This is a genomic window from Microbacterium salsuginis (assembly GCF_012524205.1).
Lineage (GTDB): Bacteria > Actinomycetota > Actinomycetes > Actinomycetales > Microbacteriaceae > Microbacterium > Microbacterium salsuginis.
Window position 1 is genome coordinate 182,006 of sequence record NZ_JABACI010000006.1, and the last position, 26,701, is coordinate 208,706.

The window sequence follows — 26,701 nt, forward strand, 5'->3', positions numbered from 1 at the left end:
CGCGCGCATCCAACCATGTGGATGATGCGCATCGCACCACCGACAGTCTAGGCGCGATGGCCGGCGCCACTGAGAGGGCCCAGGAAGCGGCATCCTCCTCCGGAATCTCCACCAGAGGAGCGGGATGCCGGGGCGGATGACACCGCTGGACCCGGAGGAGAACAAGACGATGTCTGATGTGCTGATCGATCGCCCCGAGCTGGATGGCCTGGGCGTCTACGAGTTCGGGTGGCATGACACGGATGCCGCGGGCGCTGTCGCGCAGCGGGGCATCAACGAGAATGTCGTGCGCGGCATCTCGGCGCTCAAGAGCGAGCCCGAATGGATGCTGAAGACCCGGCTCAAGGGCTATCAGCTCTTCGGCCGCAAACCCATGCCGACGTGGGGTGCGGATCTCAGCGAGATCGACTTCGACAACATCAAGTACTTCGTGCGCTCCACCGAGAAGCAGGCCGGCTCGTGGGAAGAGCTTCCCGAAGAGATCCGGAACACGTACGAGAAGCTCGGCATCCCGGAGGCGGAGCGCCAGCGCCTCGTGGCCGGCGTCGCCGCCCAGTACGAGTCCGAGGTGGTCTACCACCAGATCAACGAGCAGCTCGAGGCGCAGGGCGTCATCTTCATGGACACCGACACCGCGCTGCGCGAGCACCCGGAGTTCTTCGAGGAGTACTTCGGCACGGTCATCCCGGCCGGCGACAACAAGTTCGCCGCCCTGAACACCGCCGTGTGGTCGGGCGGGTCGTTCGTCTACGTGCCCCCGGGCGTGCACGTCGAGATCCCGCTGCAGGCGTACTTCCGCATCAACACCGAGAACATGGGTCAGTTCGAGCGGACGCTGATCATCGCCGACGAGGGCTCCTACGTGCACTACATCGAAGGCTGCACCGCCCCGATCTACAAGAGCGACTCGCTGCACTCGGCCGTGGTCGAGATCATCGTCAAGAAGAACGCGCGCGTGCGCTACACGACGATCCAGAACTGGTCGAACAACGTCTACAACCTCGTCACGAAGCGCGCCGTCGCCCACGAGGGCGCGACGATGGAGTGGATCGACGGCAACATCGGCTCGAAGGTCACGATGAAGTACCCGTCGATCTTCCTGATGGGCGAGCATGCCAAGGGCGAGACGCTCTCGGTGGCCTTCGCAGGTCCGGGTCAGCACCAGGACGCCGGCGCCAAGATGGTCCACATGGCGCCCTACACGCAGTCCTCGATCGTGTCGAAGTCCATCGCCCGCGGCGGCGGCCGCGCCGGCTACCGCGGCGAGGTCCGCGTCGACGCCAACGCGCATCACTCGGCCAACACTGTGCGCTGCGACGCCCTCCTGGTCGACACGATCTCGCGCTCCGACACGTATCCGGCGATCGACATCCGCGTCGACGACGTGCAGCTCGGCCATGAGGCGACCGTGTCGAAGGTCAGCGAAGAGCAGCTCTTCTACCTCATGAGCCGCGGCATGCCCGAAGACGAGGCCATGGCGATGATCGTGCGCGGGTTCATCGAGCCCATCGCACGCGAGCTGCCCATGGAGTACGCGCTCGAACTCAACAAGCTCATCGAGATGGGCATGGAAGGATCCGTCGGCTAGTGAGCTCCGTGACGCAGGCCCCCGCGACCATCCCCGGTGCGAAGGGCCACACCGACGGTGCCGGTGCCTTCGTGCCGGTGCAGACCCGATCCGAGCGCTTCCGGTCCTACGATCCGGCCGCCTTCGAGACGCCCACCGGGCGGGAGGTGAACTGGAAGCACACGCCCGTCGCACGCCTGGCGCGTCTGCTCGAAGACACCCCCGGAGACGAAGGCGCGATGTCACTCGCCGTCGGCGGTCCGCTCGCAGCCGCAGGGCTGGCGACCGGCACCGCGCCGCGCGGCGAGGTGTTCGTGCCCGAGGATCTTCCGGCCGCGGTGGCGTGGAGCCGGTCCGCGGAGGCGCTGTACCTGTCGATTCCCGCGGAGGCCGAGCTCGATGAGCCGGTCGTCGTGGAGTTCAGCGGTGCCGGTTCGGAACTCGCGGCCCACGCGCATGTGGTCATCGAGGCATCCCGGCACAGCCGTGCTCAGGTCGTTCTCCGCCACACCGGTACTGCGCAGTTCGCCCAGAACGTCGAGGTCATCGTCCGCGAGGGCGCGCACCTCGAGCTCGTGACGGTCCAGCAATGGGACGACGACGCCGTGCACCTGGCCGCCCACCAGGCGCGCGTCGAGCGCGACGCGACGCTGCGGCACATCGTCGTCAGCTTCGGCGGCGGCGTGGTGCGCGTGAACCCGAGCGTCGAGCTTGCCGGCACCGGCTCGCGCGGCGAACTGTACGGCCTCAGCTACTCCGATTCGGGGCAGCATCTCGAGAGCCAGGTCTATCTGCACCACAAGGGCGCCGAGACCACCGGCGACGTGCTGTACAAGGGCGCCCTGCAGGGCGAGGGCGCGCGCAGCGTGTGGATCGGCGACGTGCTCATCGGACCGGATGCCGTCGGCACCGACTCGTATGAGGCCAACCGCAACCTCGTGCTGACCGATGGCGCCCGCGCCGAGTCGATCCCGAACCTCGAGATCGAGACGGGCGACATCCGCGGAGCGGGGCACGCCAGCGCCACCGGGCGCTTCGACGACGAGCAGCTCTTCTACCTGCAGGCACGCGGTATCCGCGAGGACGAGGCCCGGCGCCTCGTCGTGCTCGGCTTCCTCGCCGAGATCGTGCAGAAGATCGGTGTCGCGGATCTCGAGTCCGAGCTGTTCGCCGCGATCGAGACGGAGCTCGCCCAGGGGCTCGCGGCCGCGGAGTCAGCCCGATGACGGCGCAGCGCGTGTGCGGGCTCAGCGAACTCGTGCAGGACGAAGCCCGTCGGGTCGAGATCGACGGCGTCGCGATGGCCGTCGTCCTTGATTCCAACGGCGAGGTGCACGCGATCGGCGATACCTGCACGCACGGCGACATCTCCCTGTCCGAGGGCTTCGTCGACGGCGAGTCGCTGGAATGCTGGGCCCACGGGTCGGCGTTCTCACTGCGCACCGGCAAGCCCCTCAACCTCCCCGCGTACGAACCGGTCCCGGTGTTCGCGGTCACGATCGACGGCGACGATGTGCTCATCGACCCGACCGTCACGCTCGAAGCGAACTGAAGAAGGTAACGAACATGTCTGTCCTCGAGATCCGCGACCTCCACGTGACGGTCGAGACGGATGCCGGAACCACGCCCATCCTCAACGGCGTGACCCTGACGATCCGCACCGGCGAGACGCACGCCATCATGGGCCCCAACGGCTCGGGCAAGTCCACGCTCGCCTATACGATCGCCGGTCACCCGAAGTACACCGTCACGAGCGGGTCGATCTCGCTCGACGGCGAGGACGTGCTCGCGATGTCGGTCGATGAGCGTGCCCGTGCGGGCCTGTTCCTCGCGATGCAGTACCCCGTCGAGATCCCCGGCGTGACGGTCACCAACTTCCTCCGCACCGCCAAGACCGCCATCGAAGGCGAGGCTCCCTCGATCCGCACGTGGACCAAGGACGTCAAGTCGTCGATGAAGGCTCTGCGGATGGACCCGAAGTTCGCGCAGCGCAACGTCAACGAGGGATTCTCTGGCGGTGAGAAGAAGCGCCACGAGATCCTCCAGCTCGAGCTGCTCAAGCCGCAGATCGCCGTCCTGGACGAGACCGACTCCGGCCTCGATGTCGACGCGCTGAAGATCGTGTCGGAGGGTGTCAATCGCGCCAAGGCGGAGACCGACCTCGGCGTGCTGCTCATCACGCACTACACGCGGATCCTGCGGTACATCCACCCCGACTTCGTGCACGTCATCGTCGGTGGACGCATCGTCGAGGAGGGCGGGCCCGAGCTCGCCGATCGGCTCGAGGACGAGGGCTATGACCGTTTCCTCCCGGCCGGCGCAGAAGAGCCTGCCGAGGCTCCCGTCGCCACGGAAGCGTAGGATCGTTATATGACCGCAACGCTCACGCCCGAGAAGTTCGACGAGGTCACCGAGGCACTCAAAGACGTCATGGACCCCGAACTGGGGATCAACGTCGTGGATCTGGGCCTCATCTACGACCTGGCGTGGGACGACGAGAACGACGCGCTGGTCATCCACATGACGCTGACATCCGCGGGATGCCCGCTGACGGACGTGCTCGAGGAGCAGACGGCGCAGGCTCTCGACGAGGTCGTGGAGAGGTTCCGCATCAACTGGGTGTGGATGCCGCCGTGGGGTCCGGAGCGGATCACGGACGACGGCCGCGACATGATGCGGGCGCTCGGCTTCGCCATCTGATCCGACGCCAGGAGCCGGTTCGGGACCTGGGTCCCTCGTGCCGCCTGCCGAAGCCTGACACACTCGGGCCATGCGCATTCGCGGGGGACGCTTCATCTTTGGTGCCATCGGGGCCGTCGCGGCCCTCGCGACCCTGAGCGGGTGCAGCTTCGGCGCACCGGCATCGGCTGTCCCGACGCCATCGACCGCGCCGGCGGTGAGCGAGGACCCGAGCGCCGATGCACTTGCGACCGTGACACCGGACGGTGTCGAAGCCGCGATCGCCGATCTGGAGGAGTCCGTCGCCACGGCGATGGACGCGACCGGCACCCCGGGGATCGCCGTGGGCGTGGTCTATCAGGGCGAACTGCTCTTCGCGGAAGGGTTCGGCGTCCGCGACGTCGACAGCGGCGAGCCTGTCGACCCCGACACCGTCTTCGCCCTCGCATCCGTCTCGAAGTCACTGTCTGCGACAGTGGTGGCGCGCGCGATCGACGAGGGGCTGGTCACGTGGGACACGCCGGTGTCGCAACATCTCGAGGGGTTCACGCTGTCGGACCCGTACGCGGGTTCGCACGTGACGATCGCGGACATGTTCGCCCACCGGTCGGGGCTCTACGAGCATGCCGGGGATGAGCTGGAGGACATCGGCTACGACCGCGCAGCGATCCTGGAACGGCTGCGCCTGATCCCGCTCGAGCCGTTCCGTGCCGTCTACCACTACGGGAACTTCGACATCACCGCCGCCGGTGAGGCCGTCGCACGTGCCGCCGGCGAGGACTGGGCGGCACTCTCGGAGCGGCTGCTCTAGGAACCGCTCGGGATGACGTCGACGAGCTCCCGCTTCTCCGATCTGGAGGCACGCGAGAACCGGGCGGTCGGACACGTCCTGGACGACGGCGAGTGGATCGTCACGCCGGAGCCGCGCCAGCCTGACGCGCAGTCTCCGGCCGGCGGCGCGAGCTCCAATCTGACGGACGTGACCGCCTGGATGACCATGCTGCTGGCAGCGGGCGAGCACGACGGCCAGACGTTCGTCGAGCCCACGTCGCTGCTGCCGGCGATGTCGCCGCAGATGGTCATGGGACCGCCGAGCACGTTCGGCGGGCGCGCCGGCACATACGGCTACGGCTTCAACGTGGGAACGACGATCGGCGGACTGGTCGACGTGAACCACTCCGGTGCGTTCGCGCTGGGCGCGGGCACGATCGTGAAGATGCTGCCGGGTGCCGGACTGGGCATCGTCGTGCTCTCCAACGCCAGCGCCAACGGCGTGCCGGAGGCGATCGCGGCGCGATTCGCCGACATCGCGCAGTTCGGGTCGGAGCGCCGCGATTGGCTGGCCCTGTACACCTCGGTGTTCGAGCGGCAGATGGCCCCGTTCGGCGAGCTGGTGGGGGAGGACCCGCCCGCGGGCGCGGCGCCCGCCGCGGACCTCGCGTCCTACGCCGGCAGCTACGGAAACGACTACTTCGGGCCGGCGACCGTGAGCGTCGTCGGCGGCGAGCTCGAGCTCGCCGTCGGCCCCACCGGCCGGTGGCCGCTCGAGCACTGGTCGGGTGACGAGTTCGTGTTCCGCCTCACGGGCGAGAACGGCACCGCGGGCAGCATCTCGAAGGCGACCTTCGACGGGTCCGCCCTCGTGCTGGAGTACTTCGACCAGCACGGGCTGGGCACCTTCACACAGTGACGCAGAACGGTCTCGCATCCCGGCCGGTCGATAGGGTCGAACGGTGAGCGTCACCCCCCTGCAGGCACTTCCCCTCGACCAGCTGCGACAGCGTTCCAGCACCAAGTGGCGCACGTACGGCGACGACGTCCTGCCGCTGTTCGTCGCCGAGACCGACTTCGCGCCCGCGCCCGCCATCACTGCGGCGCTGAGCCGCGCGGTGGCGCTCGGCGACACCGGCTACACCCCGCCCGACCCGGGAATCGCCGCCGCATACTCCGGATTCGCGCGGCGACGCTTCGGGTGGGAGATCGACCCTGCACGGGTGCGCACGACGTGCGACGTGATGATGGGGGTCGTCGAGATCCTCCGCCGGGTGACCGAGCCGGGGGACCGGGTGATCGTGACGACCCCGGTGTACCCGCCCTTCTTCGAGTGCATCCCCGAGGCCGGCGCGGTCGTGGAGCGCGTTCCGCTGCGCGATACCGGCACCGCGTGGGAGCTCGACCTGGTGGGCATCGAAGCCGCCTTCGCCGCCGGTGCCCGCGCGATCCTGCTGTGCAACCCGCACAACCCGACGGGCACCGTCCATTCGCGCGAGACCCTCGCCGCCCTCGCCGATCTCGCCGCCCGCTTCGGTGCGGTCGTGATCAGCGACGAGATCCACGCGCCCCTGACGCACCGTGACGTCACCTTCACGCCGTTCCTGGACGCTTCGCCCGTGGCGGCACGCGTCGGATACGCCGTTGTCAGCGCCAGCAAGGCGTTCAACCTCGCCGGTCTCAAATGCGCCCTGATGGTCACCGCCGTCGACGAGACCAGTGCCGTCGTGCGCGCCCTGCCGGCCGAGGTGGAATGGCGCACCGGCCTGTTCGGCGCCATCGCCGCCGTCGCCGCCTTCTCTCCCGAGAGCGACGAATGGCTCGACGCCCAGCTCGCCGCGCTCGATGCGAACCGGGCACTGCTCGCGGAGCTGCTGGCGGCCAACCTCCCCGCCGCGCGATATCGGATTCCGGATGCCGGCTTCCTGGCGTGGGTCGATCTGTCCGAGCTCGGCTGGGGTGACAACCCCGCCGTGAAGGTCCTGCGCGATGCGCGGGTCGCGCTGCACCTCGGGCCGCTCTTCGGAGAGGAAGGGCGCGGACACGTCCGCATCAACTTCGGCTGCTCGCCGGAGGTCTTGCGCGAAGCCGTGGAGCGCATCGCGCAGATCTCTCGCTGACTCGCACGTCCGGGTCCGTCGGGGAGACCGGCGACGGCTAGCCTGGGCTGATGACATCGCCGGCTGTGAACCGTTCGGACCCGGCGAGCATCTGGCAGTCGCGCTTCGTCTGTGTGACGGTCGGAGCCGTCGCCCTCATCTTCCTCGCGGCGATCCAATCGCTCGCGGTGACCACGGTGATGCCGGTCGTCAGCGCCGATCTGGACGGCGACCGGCTCTATGCGGTCGCTTTCGCCGGAACGCTCGCAACCAGCGTGATCGGCATGGTCGCCGTGGGCTCGTGGTGCGACCGGGGCGGCGTCCTCGCGCCGCTCACGACCGCCGTCGTGCTGTTCGTCGTGGGCCTGCTGATCGCCGGGCTCGCGCCCACGATGCCGTTGCTCGTCCTCGGGCGCCTCGTACAGGGCCTGGGGACGGGAGGTCAGACGGTCGCGCTGTACGTGGTGGTCGCGCGAGTGTATCCGCCCGCGCTGCACGGGCGCGTGTTCGCCGCCTTCTCCGCGGCATGGGTGGTGCCCTCGCTCATCGGGCCGTTCCTCGCCGGAGCGGTGACGGAGTTCCTGCATTGGCGGTGGGTCTTCCTGGGCGTCGCGGGGTTGACCGTCGTGGCGTTCGCGCTCGTCGTCGCGCGCCTGCACGGTCAGCCCCTGTCCACCGACGACCCGGCGTCGGGTCGGGTGTGGCCGCGTCTGGTGTGCGCGATCGCCGTGGCCACCGGGGCGCTCGGCCTGAGCCTGGCCGGTGAGCTCGGAACCTGGGCGTGGGCGGCGGTCGTGGCATCCGTCGTCGTCATCGGGCTGGCCTCACGGCCTCTGCTCCCGCGCGGCACGCTTGTCGCCGCGCGCGGCCTGCCCAGCGTGGTCCTCATGCGCGGCCTCATCGCGGGGGCGCTGTTCGGCGCAGAGATCTACGTGCCGTACCTGCTGATCGACGAGTACGGCTTCTCGCCGACGTGGGCGGGGCTGGGCCTGACCGCCGCCGCGCTGGCCTGGGCCGCCGCCGCGGACGTGCAGGGACGCTTCGGCGACCGCCTCGGCAATGTCCGCATCACGGTGATCGGAAGCGCACTGCTCGTGACGTCGCTGGTGATCGCGGCCGTGACAGCGATCGGGCACTTGCACCCTGCCGTGCTGATCGGAGGCTGGGCGTTCGCCGGCGCCGGCATGGGGCTGATGTACCCGCGCCTGACGGTGCTCACTCTCGCCTACTCGACACCGCAGAACCAGGGATTCAACTCGTCGGCGCTGTCGATCTCGGACTCGATCGGCGCGGCGTCTGCGATCGCAGTGCTCGGCCTCGTCTTCACGGCGTTGGCGGGAACGGATGCCGGTTTCCCGGCCGTGTTCGCCATCGCGGGCCTGCTGGCTCTCGCTGCGCTGATCCCGGGTCTGCGCATGGGCCACGCCCATGAACGGCAGTAGGTTTCGACTCGCTTCGCTCGCTCAACCTTGACACGAGCCGCGTCAACGCTCCTTCGTCGCATTGACCCGGTACACCCTAGGTTTCGACTCGCTTCGCTCGCTCAACCTTGACACGAGCCGCGTCAACGCTCCTTCGTCGCATTGACCCGGCTCGTGTCAATTCTCGGCGCGGCCGACGCGCCAGTAGCCCATGAACGCCACAGCGCGGCGATCGACGCCGCGCTCGGCGACGAGGTGGCGGCGCAGCGCCTTGATCGCGCCGGCTTCGCCGGCAAGCCACGCGTACAGGCGTGCGCTCTTCAGAGCCGCTCCACCCTTCGCCGTACGCGGCACCTCCCACAGGATGTCGGTGTCGATGTCGACCTCTTCGACGTCACTGCCCTGGCCCGATGGAGCAAGGTCGGTCGCGGCATCCGTCACCGACGACACCAGATGCGCGTGTCGATCAGCCGTATCGCGCGCGCCCACTCGGTACTGGAACCCCGGGTGGTGCGGCAGATAGGCGACGTCGCCGGCGTGCGGCACCTCCAGCGCGACCACGCCGGTCGCTTCGGAGGGCAGCTGCTCGAGGATCGCGGCGATCGCGGGCGCTGCCGTCTCGTCGCCGGCGAGCAGGATGCTGTCGACGCGGGCCGGGGGAACGAAGTCGATGCCGTAGCTGACGCCGGTATGCGAGGTCGTGGGAGCGAAGATCAGCACCTCGTCGCCGACCTGCGCACGTGCGATCCAGTCCGATGCCGGCCCCAGCACGTCGTGCGAGACCATGTCGATGTCGACTTCGCGCAGCTCATTGCGCACGTAGCGCGTCGTGTAGGTGCGGAACGGCGGACGCTGGTCCTCGGGCAGATCGCGCCAGCGTGCGTACCAGTCCGCGCCGGTGGGCATGGCGTCCAGACCGATGGAGCGCGTCGGGAACACGATCTTGATGCGCTGGTCGAAGCCGGTGTCGCCGTATTCGGCGAGGTCCTCGCCCCCGAAGGTGAACCGGCGGAAGCTCGGCGTGAGGTCGGTGATCGAGGTCACCTGCGCCCGGAAGAAGCGGTTCGTGTCAGCGGGGGAGGCCATCGGCGATTCCTGTCTGGTCTGAGGCGGCATGCGCGGCGGCGAAGGCCGTGGCGGGTTCGGGAGCCGGCGCGCCGACATGGTGGCGGCCGCGGGGCAGCACGATGGGCGCGCCCGACACCGGGTCGGGAACGACGAGCGCGTCGAGATCGAACACCTCGCGGATCAGCTCGCTCGTCATGACCTCGCCGGGCGCTCCACTGGCGACGACGCGACCGGCGCGCAGCGCGAAGAGATGGTCGGCGTAGCGGGCGGCCAGGTTCATGTCGTGCAGCACCATGACGATCGTGGTGCCGCGGTCGCGGTTCAGATCGGTGAGCAGATCCAGCACCTCGACCTGGTGGGCGACATCGAGGAAGGTCGTCGGCTCGTCGAGCAGGAGGATGTCGGTCTCCTGCGCGAGCGCCATCGCGATCCACACCCGTTGACGCTGCCCGCCCGACAGCTCGTCGACCGAGCGGTCGGCGAGGTCGTCGGTGCCCGTGGCCGAGAGCGACTGCGCCACCACCTCGTAGTCGCGCGCGCTCCAGCGCGCGAGCAGCTTCTGATGCGGATGCCGGCCGCGGCCGACGAGATCGGCCACCGCGATGCCCTCCGGCGCGATCGGGCTCTGCGGCAGCAGGCCGAGCGTGCGCGCCACCTCTTTCGACGGCCGCGCGTGCAGCGCCTTGCCGTCGAGGACGACCTGTCCCGCCTTGGGCGAGATGAGCCGCGCGAGGGCGCGCAGCAGCGTGGACTTGCCGCATCCGTTCGCCCCCACGATCGCGGTGATGCGTCCCGGCGGCACGTGCAGTTCGAGGTCGTCGACGATCACGCGATCGCCATAGGCGAGCGTGAGCGCCTCGGCCGACAGGCTGTGGGATGCGGTCATAGCGAGCCTCCGGAGCGGTTGGTCCTGATGAGGAGGTAGATGAGATACGGAGCGCCGAGGACGCCCGTGACGACGCCGACCGGGTAGCGGCTGTCGAAGGCGAACTGTCCCAGCAGATCGGCCACGAGCACCAGCAGGGCGCCGACCAGGCCCGACGGCAGCAGGAGCGAGCCGCCGGGGCCGACGATGCGCGCCGCGATCGGCCCGGCCATGAAGGCCACGAAAGCGATCGGACCGGTTGCGGCGGTCGCGAAGGCGAGCAGAGTGACGGCGGCGACGATCGCGATCACGCGCGTGACGTTCAGCCGCACGCCCAGTCCGGCGGCGGCATCGTCGCCGATGCGCATGACCCCGAGGCCACGGCTCTGTGCGAGAAGGATCGGCACGAGGATGGCGCTCGCGACGGCCAGGGGCACGACGATCGACCAGGTCGCTCCGTTGAGGCTGCCGGTCAGCCAGCGCATCGCCGACTGCAGGTCCCACACGGCTGCCTTGGACAGGATGTACGTCACAGCGGCATCGAGCATGGCCGCGACCCCGATCCCGATGAGGATGAGGCGCGTGCCGGCGAACCCGCCCTTGTTCGACAGCAGGTAGATCGCCAACGCGGTCGCGAGTGCCCCGGCCACGGCGAGCAGCGAGACGAGCGTCTCGCTGAGCGAGAGCACCACGATGCCGAAGACGGCCGCGGCGCTCGCCCCGGACGTGATGCCGATGATGTCGGGCGATGCGAGCGGATTGCGCAGCATCGTCTGGAAGGTCACGCCGGCGACGCCGAAGGCGAAACCCGCGAGCACGGCAAGGCTCGCGCGCGGCAGCCGCAGCTCGCCGACCGTGAACGACGCGCCCGGGACGGTCTCGCCCAGGATCACCCGTGCGACCTCGTCGAGGCCGTAGAACGATTTGCCGACCATGAGAGAGACGACGAAGACGCCGATGATCGCGATCGCCAGGATCGCGGTGACGGCGGCGCGTCGCCGCTCGCGGCGCCGGCGGCCGGCGATGACGGCGGCGGTGCGTTCGGCGAGCGCCGGGGGAGCGGGTGTACCGGCGTCGAGGAGTGTGCTCACAGTTCCCGGACCTTCTGACGACGGACGATCCAGATGAAGAACGGGGCGCCGATGAGAGCCGTGATGATGCCCACCTCGATCTCTTCCGGGCGCGCGATCACGCGGCCCACGATGTCGGCCGCGACCAGGAGTGCGGCGCCGGCGATCGCCGAGAAGGGCAGGAGCCAGCGGTGGTCCGTGCCGACGAGAAGCCGGCACATATGCGGCACGATGAGGCCGACGAACGCGATCGGCCCCGCGATCGCCGTCGCGGCGCCCGCCAGGACCACTGCGCCGGCGAACGCGACCAGACGCGTGCGGAACACATGCTCGCCGAGTCCGGCCGCGACGTCGTCACCGAGCGCCAGTGAGTTCATGCCCCGAGCCCAGGCGAGACAGACGATCGCGCCGACGGCCAACACCGGCGCGACGACGACGATCCGGTCCCAGGTCGCTCCGCCCACGCCGCCGATCTGCCAGAACCGGAACATCTCGGCGATGTCGGCGCGGGGGAGCAGGATCGCGCTCACGAGCGACATGAAAGCCGCCGTGGCCGCCGCGCCGGCAAGTGCCAGCTTGAGCGGTGTCGCGCCGCCGCGCCCGAGCGAGCCCACGGCGTACACGAAGACGGCGGCGACGGCGGCGCCGGCGACTGCCGCGACGATGAAGGCGTACGGACCGGACATGCCGAAGAACGCGATGCCGATCACGACGGCCAGTGCCGCGCCCCCCGAGATCCCGAGGATGCCCGGGTCGGCCAGCGGATTGCGGGTGACCGCCTGCATCGCGGTGCCCGCCATCGCCAGTGCCGCGCCGACCAGCAGCGCCAGCACCGTGCGGGGAAGGCGCGCCACGACCGCCGCCTGACTGACATCGCCGGTCCGGCCGGCAAGCCCTGCCAGGACGTCGTCGAACGAGACGTCGCGCGCGCCGAACGCGATGGACGCGACGCACAGCGCAGCCAGGACGGCGATTCCGACCAGGAGCCACGTCAGCCGCACCGCGGCCGGACGCCGCAGGGGAGCGGCATCCGGCAGCGGTGTCTGCGTCGTCTGCAAGACGCTCACGGTTCGGACCTCGTGTGGAGAGAAGGGGGCGGGTGGTCAGTCGAGCGCGCCCGCGAGCACCGAGAAGTACTCGTCGATGCCCCAGCCGATCGAGAGCGGCGACGGGTTGGCGGATGCCGCCAGCGGCGTGGACTCCTCCAGGATGGCGATGCGACCCTCGGCGATCGCAGGGATCTGCGACAGCAGCGGATCGGCCTGCAGCTGCGGGATGATCGAGCCGCTCGCGTCGCCATACGTCACGAAGACGTCGACATCGGCGAAGCGGTCGGCCTCTTCGGCGCTGATCTCGGCGAAGAAGGCGTCGTTGCCCTCCGACTCCTCGGTGACCACGGTCGGCTCGGGAAGACCGAGGCTGGTGAGGAAGCCCGGCCGGGTGTCCAGGCTCGTGTAGAAGCCCACCTGGCTGAAGTCCGACGGGTCGATGTACGAGAACAGCACGGTCGAATCGGCGAGCGCGGGATGCTGGGCGAGGGCTGTCTCCACCTCGGTGTGCAGCTCGTCGATGAGGGCCTCACCCTCGTCGGCGAGGCCGAGCGCGGCCGAGTTGAGGCGGATCATTTCTTCGTAGGACGTGCCCCACGCGACCTCGGGGTAAGCGACCACGGGCGCGATCTTCGAGAGCGTGTCGTACTCCTCCTGGGTCAGGCCGGAGTACGCGGCCAGGATCACGTCCGGCTGCGTGTCGGCGACCGCTTCGAAGTCGATGCCGTCGGTCTCATCGAAGAGGACCGGCGTCTCGGCGCCCAGCTCCTCCAGTTCCTCTTCGACCCACGGCAGAACGCCGTCGTTGTCGTCATCGCCCCATGTGACCTCGGCCATCCCGACCGGCACGACGCCCAGGGCGATCGGCACTTCCTGGTTGGACCACGACACCGTGGCCACGCGCTCGGGCTGGGTCTCGATGGTGGTCTCGCCGAACGCGTGCTCGACCGTCACGGGGAACGATCCCGAAGCGTCGGAGCCCTGCGCGGCGTCACCGGCCGCGTCAGCCGAACCGGCGCTGGAGCAGCCGGCCAAGGCGAAGGCGGAGAGGGCGGCGAGGGCGGTCGCCGCGGCGGCGTGACGGAAACGAGGCACAGTGATCCTCCGAGAGTTCAAGGGGAAGTAAGGACAGCCTTACATTACCTGCGCATGTGGGGTCGTGCGAATCCGGCGGTCGAAATGTGACGAAGCCCCGGCCGGGGCCGGGGCTTCGTGGAGCTGTTCTCGCGGTACGGGTGGCCTTGTCAGCCCTTGGACGCGTCGGCCTTGCGGACGAGTGCCCAGGCGCCGGGGATGATCGCCGCCGCGAGGGCGGCCTTCACGAGCCCGCCGATGATGAACGGGAAGAGGCCTGCCTGCAGGATCTCCGCGAAGGACAGCTCCAGGCCCAGCGTCACGTTGAGGATGAACGCCATGTAGGGGATTCCGAAGAGGAAGGGCACCACGCTCGCGGCGGCAAAACCCGCGAAGGCGAGGATCGGCCGCCGGTCCCACGCGCGCTGGGCGAACCAGCCGGCGAGGAAGGCGGCGAAGATGAATCCGATGACGAAGCCGAAGCTCGGCTTGGCCACCGCGGCGATCGTGCCGGTGAAGCCGGCGAAGATGGGCAGACCGGCGAGCCCCGCCAGCATGTAAGTCGTCAATGCGGCTGCTCCGCGCCACGCTCCGAGGGCGGCGCCCACGACGATCACGCCGAGCGTCTGGCCCGTGATCGGGACCGGCCACAGCGGGATCTCCACCTGAGCGAGCAGTGCGACGACCGCCGCACCTGCGATGACGAGACCCGCATCGAGGGCGAAGGCCCGGGCGCGGGAGGACGGACGGGCGATGACGTCGGCGAGCACTCGACGGGATCCGGCGGAGGCGGACGGCGCGGCGGCGATGGATGACATGGGACTCAGCCTAGGGGCAGGGTCGGCGGCGTACTTGGACGGGGTGCACGAATGAATGGCGCTCCCTCTGTGTGCACTCGACAGGCCGACCATCGCCGCGCGGGCCGGGGAGCGCACCGTGGCGGCCTATACTGGGAGGCTGGCCGTTCGGCCACCTCCCTCACCACCAACGGAACGGACGATCGCTGTGCTCGCCGTGCACGACCTCGAGATTCGCGTAGGCGCGCGCGTGCTGATGTCCGACGTGTCCTTCCGCGTCTCGGCCGGCGACAAAGTCGGCCTCGTCGGCCGCAACGGAGCCGGCAAGACGACGCTGACCAAGGTGCTGGCGGGCGACCTGCTGCCGTCCGACGGCAAGGTCGACCGGATCGGCGAGCTGGGCTACCTGCCGCAGGACCCGCGATCGGGCGATCCCGAGATGCTCGCTCGCACCCGCATCCTCGATGCGCGGGGACTGGGCACGATCGCGATCGGCATGCACGAGGCATCCCTCGCGATGGGCGACGAGGACGCGGATGCCGCGGCTCGCGCGATGCGCAAGTACGCGAACCTCACCGAGCGGTTCGAGGCCCTCGGCGGCTATGCGGCAGAGGCGGAGGCCGCCTCGATCGCGCACAACCTGTCGCTGCCCGACCGCATTCTCGATCAGCCGCTGAAGACGCTGTCGGGTGGCCAGCGGCGGCGCATCGAGCTGGCCCGCATTCTCTTCTCGGACGCCGAGTCGATGATCCTCGACGAGCCGACCAACCATCTCGACGCCGACAGCGTCGTGTGGCTGCGCGAGTTCCTCAAGGGCTACAAGGGTGGGCTCATCGTCATCAGCCACGATGTCGAGCTCGTCGGCGAGACCGTCAACCGCGTGTTCTACCTCGACGCCAACCGTCAGGTCATCGACGTCTACAACATGAACTGGAAGAACTACCTGCGCCAGCGGGTGGCCGACGAGGAGCGCCGCAAGAAGGAGCGCGTCAACGTCGAGAAGAAGGCGACGGCGCTGCAGCTGCAGGCGGCGCGGTTCGGGGCCAAGGCGTCGAAGGCCGCGGCTGCGCACCAGATGGTGGCGCGGGCCGAGAAGATGCTGTCAGGCCTGGACGACGTGCGTCAGGAGGATCGCGTCGCCAAGCTGCGGTTCCCGAAGCCTGCTCCATGCGGCAAGACTCCGCTGATGGCATCCGGGCTGTCGAAGTCATACGGCTCGCTCGAGATCTTCTCCGACGTGGACCTCGCGATCGATCGCGGGTCCAAGGTCGTGGTGCTCGGCCTCAACGGCGCCGGCAAGACGACGCTGCTGCGGATCCTCGCGGGCGTCGACAAGCCGGACACCGGACAGATCGAGCCGGGCCACGGCCTCAAGATCGGGTACTACGCCCAGGAGCACGAGAACCTCGACGTCTCGCGTTCGGTGCTCGAGAACATGATGTCCGCCGCCCCCGACATCACGGCGACCGAGGCCCGGAAGGTGCTCGGTTCGTTCCTGTTCACCGGCGACGACGTGCTCAAGCCCGCGGGCGTGCTCTCGGGTGGGGAGAAGACACGGCTCTCGCTGGCGACGCTCGTCGTCTCAAGTGCCAACATGCTGCTGCTGGACGAGCCGACGAACAATCTCGACCCCGCCTCGCGCGAGGAGATCCTCGGGGCGCTCGCGCACTACGAGGGCGCGGTCGTGCTCGTCTCGCACGACGAGGGTGCCGTCGAAGCTCTCAATCCTGAACGTGTGCTGATTCTCCCCGACGGCGTCGAAGACATCTGGGGTCGCGACTACGCGGACCTCATCAGCTTCGCGTAAGACCGGAGGTCAGCGTCCGGCGGCGTCCAGGAGCGCGTCCTCGTCCTCGGCGTCGCGATCCCGGCGGCGGGGCGATCCGGCATTCGGCGCCTCGGGCCGCTGGTCGGCCGCATCCTCGGCATCCTCCCGCCGGTGGCGTCGCTCGGTGCGGATGACGTACCCGATGAAGATGAACCCCATCGCGGCGAACAGGATCCACTGGATCGCGTACGAAAGGTGCGGACCCGGGTCCTCCGAGGGTGACTCGAGCGCGTTCGGCGTGTTCTCGGCCGCGGGATCCTCCGACACGAGCACGCCATAGGCGCTGAGCTCCATCGCGTCGCCGGTGGCGGACGAGACGGCGTCGGCGGCCAGCGACAGGTTGATCGTGGGCAGCTGGCCGTCCGGCGCCGAGCGTCCCGAAGCGGGGAGCGCCTCGCCCGGTCGAAGCCGCACGACCACGGTGACCTCGCCGGAAGGCGGGGCGGGCACCGCGTCGGGTTCGGGCTGATGTTCACCCGGCGGGACCCAGCCGCGGTCCACGAGCAGCACGCGCCCGTCGTCCAGCCGGAACGGCACCAGCACCTCGAAGGCGGAGGTGCCGCCGTGAGGCCTGTTGCGCACCAGCAGCCGGTCGTCGCTCACGTAGCGTCCCGTCAGCGTCACCGGACGCCACTCGTCCTGGGGATCGAGTGAGCTGCCGGCCGGGATCAGTTCGGCGAGCGGCACGGCTGCGGCGTCGTAGTTCTGCGCGACGAGGGCCAGCTGCGCGCTGCGCTCCTCGTTCCGGGAGAACTGCCAGTTGGAAAGGAATGCGCATGCGATCGCGAAGACGACGGCAAGGCTGATGTAGATGGTCCAGCGGCCGGCTCGGGGGAGTCGCTGCATGCTGACCTCACGGCGGGCGCTCACGGCGACGCCTCGGTTCCTGGTCGTCCCGTGGGCCCGTTGCCGGGTGCGAAAACACCAGTCGGTGACGCGACACGCCGATCCGATGCGTCGGTCACCGGCGTGTCGTCGTCACCTACCCGTGTTTTCGCAGGCGCGGGGTCGCCCGGACCGAGGGCTGCGACCGACACCGGGAAGTCGCGTGCGGCGAGGAAGTCGCGCAGGTACTCACGGTGCTCGTCGCACGCGACCCACGTCTTGGTGCGGTCCGCGGCGTGGATGCGGGGATTGCGCCAGTCGATGCGCCACGACGCAGGGGCGCGGCAGCCTGCTCGCGAGCAGGTCGCGTCGACGACGGGCTCGCGGGGTGCTGCGCTCATGCGGTCCGGTCCGGCGGCTCGGATGTGCGGGGCGGCGACTCCTGAACGCGGATCACACGATCCCCTCCTGAGGGGAGGGGCGACGTCGGTGCCGCCGGCAGCTCAGGCTCAGGGTCTTCGCGACGATCGTGCCGCGCTTCCTGGCCCACGTTCGCCGCGACCACCGCGACGTACGGGAGGAAGATCGCTCCGGCGCCGAGGACCCATGTATACCAGCCGTACGGGGTGATCACGACCATGAGGACGAGGCACGCGATGCGCACCGCCATCATCAGCAGATACCGTGTCGAACGCGCGCCTGCCTCGTCGCGCGGGGCGCGCGGCAGCGATGTCGCCGATGGGGCGTGGCTCGAACTCTTCACGGTGCTTCCAGGGTACGCCGGTTGCGCCGTGCGGTCGCGGTCAGTAGCCGTATTGCGAGCTCTGGCTGGCGGCCCACGCGATGAACGAGAACAGCACGATCGCGCCGATGATCCAGAACGCGAGTCCGACGTACCCGACGATCGTTCCGGCCAGCGCCATGCCCCGGCCGTTCTCACCGCTCGTCTTGAGCTGGTTCAGCGAGATGTGGCCGGTGATGACGCCGCCGATCGATCCGATGATCGGCAGGATCCCGATGAAGCCGACGATCGAGGCGATGAGGGAGACGATCGACAGCGCGTTCGTCTTCGGCTGGGCGCCGTAGCCGTACGCCGGGGCCGCGCCGTACGGCGCGCCGTAGGCGGGTGCACCGTATGCGGGCGGCTGACCGCCCTGTGCGGGTGGCGGGTACGCGCCCTGTGACGCGGGCGGGTAGGCACCCTGCTGCGGGTACGCTCCCTGCGCGGGCGGGGGCGGGTAGGCGCCCTGCCCCGCCGGTGCGGAGCCAGGGTACCCGGCCGGGCCGGGAACGGGTGCGTCGGGGGTGTTGTCGCTCACGGGTGGCGCCTTTCGTCGAAGTCGCCTCCAGCGTTTCAGCGCATGCCGTGCAGTGTCAATTGCGCGGCGGGCGCGGCCCGGGCCCGGATGGCGACGCCGGTAGGCTGGGGCGGTCCGTCACACCCCCCGGGAGCCACACCATGTCCAGTGATCGCGTCGTCCTCGTCACCGGCGGAAACCGCGGCATCGGCCGTGCCATCGCGGAGCGGTTCGTCGCGCTCGGCTACCGCGTCGCCGTCACGGCCCGCTCGGGCGAAGGACCCGAGGGCACGCTGACGGTGCGAGCAGACGTGACGGATGCCGCAGCGGTGGACGCCGCGTTCACCGAGGTGGAGAACACGCTCGGCCCGGTGGAGATCGTCGTCGCCAACGCCGGCATCACGAAGGACACGCTCCTGCTGCGGATGACCGAAGAGGATTTCGACTCGGTCGTCGCCACGAACCTCGGGGGAACGTTCCGCGTCGTCAAGCGCGCGTCCAAGGGGATGCTCCGCGCCCGCTGGGGCCGTGTCGTCCTGATCTCGAGCGTCGTGGGTCTCTACGGCTCCGCGGGGCAGATCAACTACGCGGCGTCCAAGAGCGCGCTGGTCGGCTTCGCCCGTTCACTCACTCGTGAACTGGGCGCCCGTGGCATCACCGCCAATGTGGTCGCACCGGGCTTCATCGAGACCGACATGACCGCGGAACTGCCCGAGGACACCCAGGCGGAGTACAAGAAGAGCATCCCTGCCGGGCGCTTCGCGACCGCCGACGAGGTCGCCGGTGTCGTGGCGTGGATCGCGTCAGACGACGCCTCCTACATCTCCGGTGCCGTCATCCCGGTCGACGGCGGCCTCGGCATGGGGCACTGAGCTCCGCCCGACCACACCGGCGATCGAGCTCAATCGATCGCGCGCAGGATCGCCTCGGCGACGGCGCCCGGGCGGGAGAATTGCGGCCAGTGCCCCGTCGCCTCGCCCGGCCCGTTCAGCTGCACGATCTCGAGCTTCTCGATCGCTGCCAGTTCGGCTGCCCACGCCGGCGCCTGGCCGATGAGCGCGCGGATGTCGTCCGCCGGCATCGTGCTGGTGATCATCGTCATGGGCACGGCACGGCGGCGCTCATCGGAGAGGCGAAGGGGATCGGTGGGCACGCGCTCGGGGACCGACTGTGCGCGGGCGGCGGCATCCGCCCGCGTCTGCGGATCGAGGTCGGCGACCTCGCCCTCGTCGAAGGAGTCCCAGCCGGGGAACGGGACGACACCGTCCACCACGGGGAAATCCCAGATCGAGCTGCCGTCCGTCGGCGGGAACGTGTCGAGGAAGACGACGTGCGCGACGTGCTCCGGGCGGGCGTCGAGGGCTCCGTAGACGACGTTGCCGCCGCCCGAGTGGCCGACGAGCGCGACAGGGCCGTCGAGGGCGTCGATCTCGGCCACGACGGCGGCGACCCAGTCTGCCATGCCGATGCCGCTCGACTGCGCGGCCGGGGCGCCGACACCCGGCATCGTCAGGGGATGGGTGCGGTGACCGGCGGCCTCGAGGGCAGGCGTCACCTCGCCCCATGTCGCAGCGTCGAGCCAGAGTCCAGGGACGAGGATGATGTGCATGCCTCGACGGTACCGGGGCCCACCGACACGGGTCAGGGGAGCAGCGAGATGACCTCGCGCAGGTCGACCGGCCCGATGACGACGTCGGCGCGGGCACGCACGGCGGGCTTGGCGTTGAAGCCGATCCCGAGCCCCGCAGCGGCCATCATGAGCAGGTCGTTCGCGCCGTCGCCGATCGCGATCGTCCGGCGCAGGGGCACGTCGTGCAGCGCCGCCCACTCGCCGAGCGTCTCCGCCTTGCCCTCGGCATCGACGATCCCGCCTGCCACGACGCCGCTGAGCATGCCGTCGGCCGTCGCGAGGCGATTGGCACGCCACACGTCGACGCCGAGGTCGGGAGCGACGGAGTCGAGGATCTCGTGGAAGCCGCCCGAAACGACCCCCACGACACCGCCGCGATCGTGGACGGCCGCGACGAGCTCGCGCACGCCCGGCGTCGGCTCGATGCGCGCGAGCACGCGCCCGAACGCCGAGACCGGCACCCCGGCGAGCGCCTCGACGCGAGAGCGCAGGCTCGTGGCGAAGTCGACCTCGCCCCGCATGGCCGCCTCGGTGGCCTCGGCGACCTCCCGGCCACGGCCGGCCTCGTCGGCGATCAGCTCGATGACCTCGTTGCGGATGAGGGTGGAGTCGGCGTCGAGCACGACGAGGAAGCGGAACGCGGCGGGCACCCTCACACGCTAGCGGGCGCGGATCGGGCGGGACGAACCGCGCCCGTCACCGTTCGACGCGGATGCCTTTGCCGACGACCGTGATCCCGCTGTCGGTGACGGTGTAGCCGCGCGAGAGGTCCCGCTCGCGGTCGACTCCGACGGTCGCGCCTTCGTCCAGGACGACGTTCTTGTCGAGGATGGCGCGGTGGATGCGCGCGCCGGCGCCTACGTGGACGTGGTCGAACAGCACCGAGTCGGTGATCGTCGAGCCCCCGCCGGCGAGCGTCCACGGTCCGACGACGCTGCGCTCGAGGTGGGTGCCCGACAGCACCGACCCGAGCGAGACGATCGAATCGATGGCGTTGCCGATGCGCCCGACCGAATCGCGCACGAACTTCGCCGGCGGGGAGTTGACCGCCTGCGAGTGGATGGGCCAGTCGGTGTTGTAGAGGTTGAAGATGGGCAGCGTCGAGATCAGGTCGCGATGCGCGTCGAAGAACGAGTCGATGGTTCCCACATCGCGCCAGTAGTACCGGTCGCGATCGGTCGAGCCGGGCACGTCGTTGCGGTTCATGTCGTACACGCCCGCCTCGCCGCGACCGACGAAGTACGGGACGATGTCGCCCCCCATGTCGTGGTTGGACGTCGGCAGCTCGCCGTCGGCCTCGACGGCCTCGATCAGCGCGTCGGTGTCGAAGATGTAGTTGCCCATCGAGGCGAGGACCTGGTCGGGCGCGTCGGCGAGGCCTGTCGCGTCCAGCGGCTTCTCGAGGAACTCGTTGATCCTCACCGGGTCGTCCTTGTCGACGTCGATGACACCGAACTGGTTCGCGAGCGAGATCGGCTGACGGATGCCGGCGACCGTCGCCCGCGCGCCGGATTCGATGTGGGCGGCGAGCATCTGCCGGAAGTCCATGCGGTACACGTGGTCGGCGCCGATCACGACCACGATGTCGGGCTGCTCGTCGTTGATCAGGTTCAGGCTCTGCAGGATGGCGTCGGCCGAGCCTGAGAACCAGCGCTTGCCGAGTCGCTGCTGCGCGGGGACCGAGGCGACGTAGGAGTCCAGCAGAGCCGACATGCGCCACGTCTGGGAGATGTGGCGGTCGAGGCTGTGGGACTTGTACTGCGTGAGCACCACGATCTGACGCAGGCCCGAGTTGATCAGGTTCGAGATCGCGAAGTCGATGAGCCGGTACTGGCCCCCGAAGGGCACCGCAGGCTTGGCGCGATCCGCCGTCAACGGCATCAGCCGCTTGCCCTCTCCGCCGGCGAGGATGATTCCGAAGACCTTGGGAGCTGCTGGCATGGCACCACACTATGACGCGTTCCTGCCGGTGTACTAGCGTTCGAGACATGCGCGTCGACATCGTCACGAAGGAGTATCCGCCCGAGATCTACGGAGGCGCCGGCGTGCACGCGGCCGAGCTCGTCAAGGCGCTGCGCTCCCTCGTCGACGTGCGCGTGCGGGCCTTCGGCGCCGACCGTGACGAGCCCGGCACCAGCTCCTACGACGTCCCGGCTGAACTCGCCACCGCCAACGCGGCCCTCCAGACGCTCGGGATCGACCTCGAGATCGTGACGGACGTCGCGGGCGCCGACGTCGTGCACAGCCACACCTGGTACGCCAACCTTGCGGGCCATCTCGCATCGCTGCTCCACGGCATCCCTCACATCGTCACGGCGCACAGCCTCGAGCCGCTGCGCCCGTGGAAGGCCGAGCAGCTCGGCGGCGGCTACGCCGTGTCGAGCTGGATCGAGAAGAGCGCCTACGAGGGCGCCGCCGCGATCGTCGCGGTGAGCGAGGGCATGCGCGCCGACATCCTGCGCAGCTACCCCGCGCTCGACCCTGAGCGCGTGCGCGTCATCTACAACGGCATCGACACGGCCGCGTGGCATCCCGTCGAGGATCCTGAGCTCCTCGCGCGGCTCGGAGTGGATCCGTCGCGGCCGTCGGTCGTGTTCGTCGGACGCATCACGCGGCAGAAGGGGCTCCCGTACTTCCTCCGCGCTGCCCAGCGGCTGCCGGCCGGGGTGCAGGTCATCCTGTGCGCGGGAGCTCCTGACACTCCGCAGATCATGTCGGAGGTCGAAGAGCTCGTGCGGGAGCTGCAGAGCACACGCGAGGGAGTCGTGTGGCTGGACCGGATGCTGTCGCGCCACGAGCTGTGCACGATCCTCAGCGCCGCCACCACATTCGTCTGCCCGTCGGTGTACGAGCCACTGGGCATCGTGAACCTCGAGGCCATGGCGTGCGGCGCCGCCGTCGTGGGCACCGCGACCGGCGGCATCCCCGAGGTCGTCGTCGACGGTGTGACGGGCCGGCTGGTGCCGATCGAGCAGGTGCAGGACGGCACCGGCACGCCCATCGATCCGGAGCGTTTCGTGGACAATTTGGCACGCGTGCTCACCGAGGTGGTGAGCGATCCCGAGCGGGCTCGCGCCTATGGTGCAGCGGGGCGGGAGCGGGCCGCGAACGACTTCAGCTGGCAGCGGATCGCGGAGCAGACGGCGGCGCTGTACGACGAGGTGGTCGCGGTCGGCCGATAGGCTAGCGGCATGCCCCAGGTGCTCGAATTCTCCGACGTCGTCGTCCGCCGGAACGCCCGGAACATCGTCGATCACCTCGACTGGAACGTCAGCGACGACGAGCGCTGGGTGATCCTCGGACCCAACGGCGCAGGCAAGACCACGGTGCTGCAGATGGCCGACACCCTGCTGCACCCCACCTCGGGAACCGTGAGCATCCTGGACGAGCGTCTCGGTCGCACCGACGTGTTCGAGCTGCGGCCGCGGATCGGATTCGCCTCGTCGGCGATGGCCCGGCGGGTGCCGCCCGAAGAGACCGTGCTCAACGTCGTGCTGACAGCGGCGTACTCGGTGCTCGGCCGCTGGCGCGAGGACTACGAAGACATCGACGAGCGCCGCGCGCTGCGCGTGCTCGCGGAGTGGAAGCTCGACCACCTCGCCGACCGCACCTTCGGAACCCTCAGCGACGGCGAGCAGAAGCGGGTGCAGATCGCGCGCGCCGTCATGACCGACCCCGAGCTGCTGCTCCTGGACGAGCCCACCGCCAGCCTCGATCTGGGGGCTCGCGAGGAGCTTCTCGCCCTGCTCGGGGGGTACGCGCAGGCTCCGACCACCCCCGCGATGATCATGGTCACGCACCACGTCGAGGAGATCCCCGTCGGGTTCACTCACGTGCTGCTGCTGCGAGACGGGCAGGCCGTCGCATCCGGACCCATTCGCGACACCCTCACAGCGGAGGCGCTCACCGACACATTCGGCGTGCCGATCCGACTGTCGGAGGAGGACGGACGTTACGCAGCGCGCGCGGCGCACTGACGACGGGCGATTCCCGCCTTCGGCCGAGGGCTGTTAGAATCGATCTTTGGTGCGCTCGCACCGCAGACTTTGACCGCTCTGGCAAAATCCAGGGCACCATCCTCAAAGGACCACCATGCAGACTGACATCCACCCCGACTACCAGGCCGTCGTGTTCCGCGACCTCGGCTCGGGCGACACGTTCCTCACGCGCTCGACCGTGACCAGCGACAAGACGATCGAGCTCGACGGCGTCGAGTACCCCGTCATCGACGTCGAGATCTCGTCCGCCTCGCACCCGTTCTACACGGGCAAGCAGCGCATCATGGACTCGGCCGGCCGCGTCGAGAAGTTCAACCAGCGCTTCAAGAACTTCGGCGGCGCTTCCAAGTAAGCACGCCGCGATGAGAGACCCCGCCCTCGGGCGGGGTCTTTCTCGTCTCCGCGTCAGCGGATCGGCCAGCGGCCGTCCAGACGCGCGTCCGCGTCGAGCCGGCCGATCTGGATGAAGTAGTCCGTCAGGCTGGCGGCGCCCGTGCCCAGGCGATCTGGCGCGTGTGCAGCTCTTCGGCGGTCCCGGGGAGCCAGGGGGCGAAACGCTCGGCCAGCGCCTGCGCGACCCGCCCGGCGGCGACGGCATCGGCCGCCGCCTCGTGCGCCGCCTCGAGGCGCACCGCGTAGTGCGCCGCCACGATCTCGAGCGTGCGCTTGCCGCGCCGCCACCGGTCGTACGCTTTGTCGACCACGAGCGGGTCGATCACGGGGGACGGGTCTACGATCGGCGTGATGCCGTGACGGATCGCCTCGTACTTGAGGAGCGAGAAGTCGAACGGGGCGTTGTAGGCGACGACCGGGATGCCGGCATCGAGCAGTCCGCGCAGGGCGTCGACCACCTCGGCGACGACCTCGCTCGCGTGCCGGCCCCGCGCACGCGCGTGCGCCGTGGTGATTCCATGGATGGCGCTCGCGCCCTCGGGGATCGCGACGCCGGGGTCGGCGAGCCAGTCTCGGGCGCGGATCACCGAGCCCGAACCGTCGAGCAGGCCGACGTGAGCTGTCACGATGCGGTCGGTCGTGACGTCGACACCGGTCGTCTCGAGGTCGAAGACGCCCACCACCCGCACCCAGTCGGGGACGTCCCACAGCGCCAGCTGATCGGCGGGCGAGGGCTTCATGCCGATCACGGTATGCGTGATGTCCGACATCGGCGCGCAGGCGCTCCGCGGCGGCCTCGTAGACTCGATGGGTGTCCGCCCCCAACCCGTACGCCCCGCTGCTCGGCGAGATCCCGGTCGAGCGTCGCGAGGTGGAGGTGCTGGGCGCGACGACGGCCTACTGGGTGTACGGACCCGCCGACGCAGATCTCACGATCATCGCCGTGCACGGCTTCCGGGGCGAGCACCACGGGCTCGAGCCGGTGGTCGCCCACCTCCCGGGCATTCGCATCATCTCACCTGATCTGCCGGGGTTCGGCGAGACCGCACCCGTTCCCGGCAGGACCCACGACCTCGAGCTGTACGCGCGCTGGCTGCAGGCCTTCGCTGCGGCGGTCGCGCCCGGGGCGGTGATCCTGGGCCACTCGTTCGGTTCGATCGTGGTCTCGGCGGCCGTCGCCGGGGGGCTCGAGACGCCGCGCGTGATCCTGGTGAATCCGATCGGAGCCCCAGCACTGGAGGGGCCCCGCGGCCTGCTCACACGGCTCGCGGTGTTCTACTACTGGGCCGGCGCCCGGCTTCCCCGACCCGTGGGCGATGCCCTGCTGCGCAACGGCCTCATCGTGCGGGTGATGAGCGTCTCGATGGCCAAGACCCGTGACCCCGGCATCCGTCGATTCATCCACGACCAGCACGACACGTACTTCTCGCGCTTCGCCGATCGCGACGTGCTGCACGAGGCGTTCCTGGCCTCGGTGTCGCACGACGTGCGCGAGTTCGCGCCGCGGATCGCGCAGCCGACGCTGCTGGTGGCCGCGCAGCGCGACGACATCACGCCGATCGAGGCGGAGCGGCGACTGGCGACGATGTTCCCCGACGCGAGGCTGGTCGAGATCCCCGACGTCGGGCACCTGATCCACTACGAGACCCCGGCTGCTGCCGCCGAGGCGATCACGCAGTTTCTCGCGCCTTCCGACGCCGGTACGCGTTGACGTTCATGCGGTTGCCGCAGTTGCCGGTGTCGCAGTAGCGCTTGGATCCGTTCTTGGAGTAGTCGACGTACACCGAGTCGCAGTCGTCCGCCGTGCACACGCGGATGCGGTCGTACTGGTCGGCGCGGATGACGTCCACGAACGCCATGGCCGCCTCCACCAGCACGCGGGTCGGGAGCGGTGCGTCGTCGGAGGTGGCATGGATGTGCCAGTCGATGCCGTCGTGCTTCATCAGGCGGGGGAGCGCCTCTCCGTCTCGCAGCATCTCGTTGACCAGCGGCACCGCCTGTTCGCGGTCGACCTCCCACAGCCGGCGCAGCCGCGGCCGGATGGCGCGGAGGGCGGCGAGCTCGTCCTCGTCGCGATGGATCAGCCCGGTGTACGGGTTCTGGACGAGGTAGGCGTCGAAGTCCTCGAGGGTCGTGAGCGTGTCGCCCGAGTCGTAGCCGGGAAGCGTGTTGACGAGGTAGGCGGCCGCCCTCAGATTCTGCTCGGTGTCATGAATGAAGACCACGTTGACTCCTGACTCTCCGTACCCTACTGTCACCAGTGTAAGCA

Annotated in this window: 28 protein-coding genes and 2 pseudogenes; 15 read left to right on the forward strand and 15 right to left on the reverse strand. The window is 69.5% G+C overall.

Features of this window, described 5'->3' with window-relative positions; all coding sequences use genetic code 11:
• The first annotated feature begins 169 nt into the window (after positions 1-169).
• The 9 genes and pseudogenes from sufB (at position 170) to HF576_RS19605 (ending at position 8,558) form a co-directional block, all read left to right on the forward strand.
• Positions 170-1,588, forward strand: coding sequence for a Fe-S cluster assembly protein SufB (gene sufB / locus HF576_RS19570; RefSeq protein ID WP_168914516.1), 1,419 nt, complete (start codon positions 170-172; stop codon positions 1,586-1,588).
• Positions 1,588-2,793: a Fe-S cluster assembly protein SufD gene (gene sufD / locus HF576_RS19575; RefSeq protein ID WP_168914517.1), complete on the forward strand. Its 1,206-nt coding sequence runs from the start codon at positions 1,588-1,590 to the stop codon at positions 2,791-2,793. The genes sufB and sufD overlap by 1 nt, the downstream gene beginning before the upstream one ends.
• The gene (locus tag HF576_RS19580) at positions 2,790-3,119 is read left to right on the forward strand and encodes a non-heme iron oxygenase ferredoxin subunit (protein WP_168914518.1); all 330 of its coding nucleotides are present in this window, start codon (positions 2,790-2,792) and stop codon (positions 3,117-3,119) included. Before sufD ends, HF576_RS19580 begins: the two co-directional genes overlap by 4 nt.
• A 14-nt stretch (positions 3,120-3,133) precedes the next feature.
• Entirely contained in the window at positions 3,134-3,928 is a 795-nt protein-coding gene (sufC, locus tag HF576_RS19585; protein ID WP_168914519.1) for a Fe-S cluster assembly ATPase SufC, read from the forward strand.
• 9 nt (positions 3,929-3,937) lie between these two features.
• Positions 3,938-4,267 (forward strand): metal-sulfur cluster assembly factor, encoded by a 330-nt coding sequence (locus tag HF576_RS19590; RefSeq protein WP_141882678.1) that lies wholly within the window; start codon positions 3,938-3,940, stop codon positions 4,265-4,267.
• A 70-nt stretch (positions 4,268-4,337) separates the two neighbouring features.
• Positions 4,338-5,543, forward strand: a pseudogene (locus HF576_RS20490) (serine hydrolase domain-containing protein); the annotation flags it as partial.
• Positions 5,544-5,618: 75 nt separating this feature from the next.
• Positions 5,619-5,936 carry a DUF3471 domain-containing protein gene (locus HF576_RS20495; protein ID WP_240949062.1) on the forward strand — a complete coding sequence of 106 codons (318 nt, stop codon included), beginning with the start codon at positions 5,619-5,621 and terminating at the stop codon, positions 5,934-5,936.
• Between the two features lie 43 nt (positions 5,937-5,979).
• A complete protein-coding gene (locus tag HF576_RS19600) occupies positions 5,980-7,137 on the forward strand; it encodes an aminotransferase class I/II-fold pyridoxal phosphate-dependent enzyme (protein WP_168914520.1) in 1,158 nt (385 codons plus the stop codon).
• A gap of 50 nt (positions 7,138-7,187) precedes the next feature.
• The gene (locus HF576_RS19605; protein WP_168914521.1) at positions 7,188-8,558 is read left to right on the forward strand and encodes an MFS transporter; all 1,371 of its coding nucleotides are present in this window, start codon (positions 7,188-7,190) and stop codon (positions 8,556-8,558) included.
• A gap of 156 nt (positions 8,559-8,714) precedes the next feature.
• On the opposite strand, the gene HF576_RS19610 is transcribed toward HF576_RS19605, so the two are convergent.
• The 6 genes from HF576_RS19610 to HF576_RS19635 all read right to left on the reverse strand — a co-directional run bounded on the left by HF576_RS19610 (position 8,715) and on the right by HF576_RS19635 (position 14,481).
• On the reverse strand, positions 8,715-9,623 hold the full coding sequence (locus tag HF576_RS19610; protein ID WP_168914522.1) for a siderophore-interacting protein: 909 nt from the start codon (positions 9,621-9,623) through the stop codon (positions 8,715-8,717).
• On the reverse strand, positions 9,607-10,491 hold the full coding sequence (locus tag HF576_RS19615) for an ABC transporter ATP-binding protein (protein WP_168914523.1): 885 nt from the start codon (positions 10,489-10,491) through the stop codon (positions 9,607-9,609). The genes HF576_RS19610 and HF576_RS19615 overlap by 17 nt, the downstream gene beginning before the upstream one ends.
• Positions 10,488-11,561 carry a FecCD family ABC transporter permease gene (locus HF576_RS19620; RefSeq protein ID WP_168914524.1) on the reverse strand — a complete coding sequence of 358 codons (1,074 nt, stop codon included), beginning with the start codon at positions 11,559-11,561 and terminating at the stop codon, positions 10,488-10,490. The genes HF576_RS19615 and HF576_RS19620 overlap by 4 nt, the downstream gene beginning before the upstream one ends.
• On the reverse strand, positions 11,558-12,598 hold the full coding sequence (locus HF576_RS19625) for a FecCD family ABC transporter permease (protein WP_240949063.1): 1,041 nt from the start codon (positions 12,596-12,598) through the stop codon (positions 11,558-11,560). Before HF576_RS19625 ends, HF576_RS19620 begins: the two co-directional genes overlap by 4 nt.
• Positions 12,599-12,643: 45 nt before the next feature.
• On the reverse strand, positions 12,644-13,684 hold the full coding sequence (locus HF576_RS19630) for an ABC transporter substrate-binding protein (RefSeq protein ID WP_168914526.1): 1,041 nt from the start codon (positions 13,682-13,684) through the stop codon (positions 12,644-12,646).
• Between the two features lie 149 nt (positions 13,685-13,833).
• Positions 13,834-14,481 (reverse strand): biotin transporter BioY, encoded by a 648-nt coding sequence (locus tag HF576_RS19635; protein ID WP_168914527.1) that lies wholly within the window; start codon positions 14,479-14,481, stop codon positions 13,834-13,836.
• A 187-nt stretch (positions 14,482-14,668) separates the two neighbouring features.
• Here HF576_RS19635 and HF576_RS19640 point away from each other — a divergent pair, with 187 nt between their 5' ends.
• Positions 14,669-16,267 carry an ATP-binding cassette domain-containing protein gene (locus HF576_RS19640; protein WP_168914528.1) on the forward strand — a complete coding sequence of 533 codons (1,599 nt, stop codon included), beginning with the start codon at positions 14,669-14,671 and terminating at the stop codon, positions 16,265-16,267.
• A gap of 9 nt (positions 16,268-16,276) precedes the next feature.
• Here HF576_RS19640 and HF576_RS19645 read toward each other — a convergent pair whose 3' ends face one another.
• The 4 genes and pseudogenes from HF576_RS19645 to HF576_RS20835 all read right to left on the reverse strand — a co-directional run bounded on the left by HF576_RS19645 (position 16,277) and on the right by HF576_RS20835 (position 18,432).
• Positions 16,277-17,134: an SURF1 family cytochrome oxidase biogenesis protein gene (locus HF576_RS19645; RefSeq protein ID WP_168914607.1), complete on the reverse strand. Its 858-nt coding sequence runs from the start codon at positions 17,132-17,134 to the stop codon at positions 16,277-16,279.
• A 173-nt stretch (positions 17,135-17,307) separates the two neighbouring features.
• Positions 17,308-17,514: pseudogene (locus tag HF576_RS20830) on the reverse strand (hypothetical protein); the annotation flags it as partial.
• Positions 17,511-17,876 carry a DUF3099 domain-containing protein gene (locus HF576_RS19655; RefSeq protein WP_168914529.1) on the reverse strand — a complete coding sequence of 122 codons (366 nt, stop codon included), beginning with the start codon at positions 17,874-17,876 and terminating at the stop codon, positions 17,511-17,513. The gene HF576_RS19655 and the pseudogene HF576_RS20830, both read right to left, overlap by 4 nt.
• Positions 17,877-17,916: 40 nt before the next feature.
• A complete protein-coding gene (locus HF576_RS20835; protein ID WP_168914530.1) occupies positions 17,917-18,432 on the reverse strand; it encodes a DUF4190 domain-containing protein in 516 nt (171 codons plus the stop codon).
• A gap of 140 nt (positions 18,433-18,572) precedes the next feature.
• Between HF576_RS20835 and fabG the strand changes: the two genes are divergently transcribed.
• Positions 18,573-19,283, forward strand: a complete 711-nt coding sequence (gene fabG / locus HF576_RS19665) for a 3-oxoacyl-ACP reductase FabG (RefSeq protein WP_168914531.1) — start codon at positions 18,573-18,575, stop codon at positions 19,281-19,283.
• A gap of 29 nt (positions 19,284-19,312) precedes the next feature.
• Here fabG and HF576_RS19670 read toward each other — a convergent pair whose 3' ends face one another.
• The 3 genes from HF576_RS19670 to HF576_RS19680 are packed head-to-tail and all read right to left on the reverse strand — an operon-like array spanning position 19,313 to position 21,982.
• Positions 19,313-20,020, reverse strand: a complete 708-nt coding sequence (locus HF576_RS19670; protein ID WP_168914532.1) for an alpha/beta fold hydrolase — start codon at positions 20,018-20,020, stop codon at positions 19,313-19,315.
• Positions 20,021-20,052: 32 nt separating this feature from the next.
• The gene (gene serB, locus HF576_RS19675) at positions 20,053-20,691 is read right to left on the reverse strand and encodes a phosphoserine phosphatase SerB (RefSeq protein ID WP_168914533.1); all 639 of its coding nucleotides are present in this window, start codon (positions 20,689-20,691) and stop codon (positions 20,053-20,055) included.
• Positions 20,692-20,737: 46 nt separating this feature from the next.
• Entirely contained in the window at positions 20,738-21,982 is a 1,245-nt protein-coding gene (locus HF576_RS19680) for a glucose-1-phosphate adenylyltransferase (RefSeq protein ID WP_168914534.1), read from the reverse strand.
• Between the two features lie 47 nt (positions 21,983-22,029).
• Here HF576_RS19680 and glgA point away from each other — a divergent pair, with 47 nt between their 5' ends.
• The 3 genes from glgA to HF576_RS19695 all read left to right on the forward strand — a co-directional run bounded on the left by glgA (position 22,030) and on the right by HF576_RS19695 (position 24,391).
• Positions 22,030-23,223 carry a glycogen synthase gene (glgA, locus tag HF576_RS19685; protein WP_168914535.1) on the forward strand — a complete coding sequence of 398 codons (1,194 nt, stop codon included), beginning with the start codon at positions 22,030-22,032 and terminating at the stop codon, positions 23,221-23,223.
• Between the two features lie 9 nt (positions 23,224-23,232).
• Positions 23,233-24,018, forward strand: coding sequence for an ABC transporter ATP-binding protein (locus tag HF576_RS19690; RefSeq protein WP_168914536.1), 786 nt, complete (start codon positions 23,233-23,235; stop codon positions 24,016-24,018).
• A 115-nt stretch (positions 24,019-24,133) separates the two neighbouring features.
• Positions 24,134-24,391 carry a type B 50S ribosomal protein L31 gene (locus HF576_RS19695; protein WP_168914537.1) on the forward strand — a complete coding sequence of 86 codons (258 nt, stop codon included), beginning with the start codon at positions 24,134-24,136 and terminating at the stop codon, positions 24,389-24,391.
• Positions 24,392-24,515: 124 nt separating this feature from the next.
• Here the strand turns inward: HF576_RS19695 and HF576_RS19700 are convergent, their stop codons facing one another.
• Positions 24,516-25,172, reverse strand: a complete 657-nt coding sequence (locus tag HF576_RS19700; protein WP_425523025.1) for an exonuclease domain-containing protein — start codon at positions 25,170-25,172, stop codon at positions 24,516-24,518.
• Positions 25,173-25,243: 71 nt separating this feature from the next.
• Between HF576_RS19700 and HF576_RS19705 the strand changes: the two genes are divergently transcribed.
• Complete coding sequence (locus tag HF576_RS19705; RefSeq protein WP_168914539.1) at positions 25,244-26,143, forward strand: alpha/beta fold hydrolase; 900 nt, start codon at positions 25,244-25,246, stop codon at positions 26,141-26,143.
• Here the strand turns inward: HF576_RS19705 and HF576_RS19710 are convergent.
• Positions 26,103-26,657, reverse strand: a complete 555-nt coding sequence (locus tag HF576_RS19710; RefSeq protein WP_343234361.1) for a CGNR zinc finger domain-containing protein — start codon at positions 26,655-26,657, stop codon at positions 26,103-26,105. The two genes, HF576_RS19705 and HF576_RS19710, sit on opposite strands and share 41 nt — an antisense overlap.
• Between the last annotated feature and the right edge of the window lie 44 nt (positions 26,658-26,701).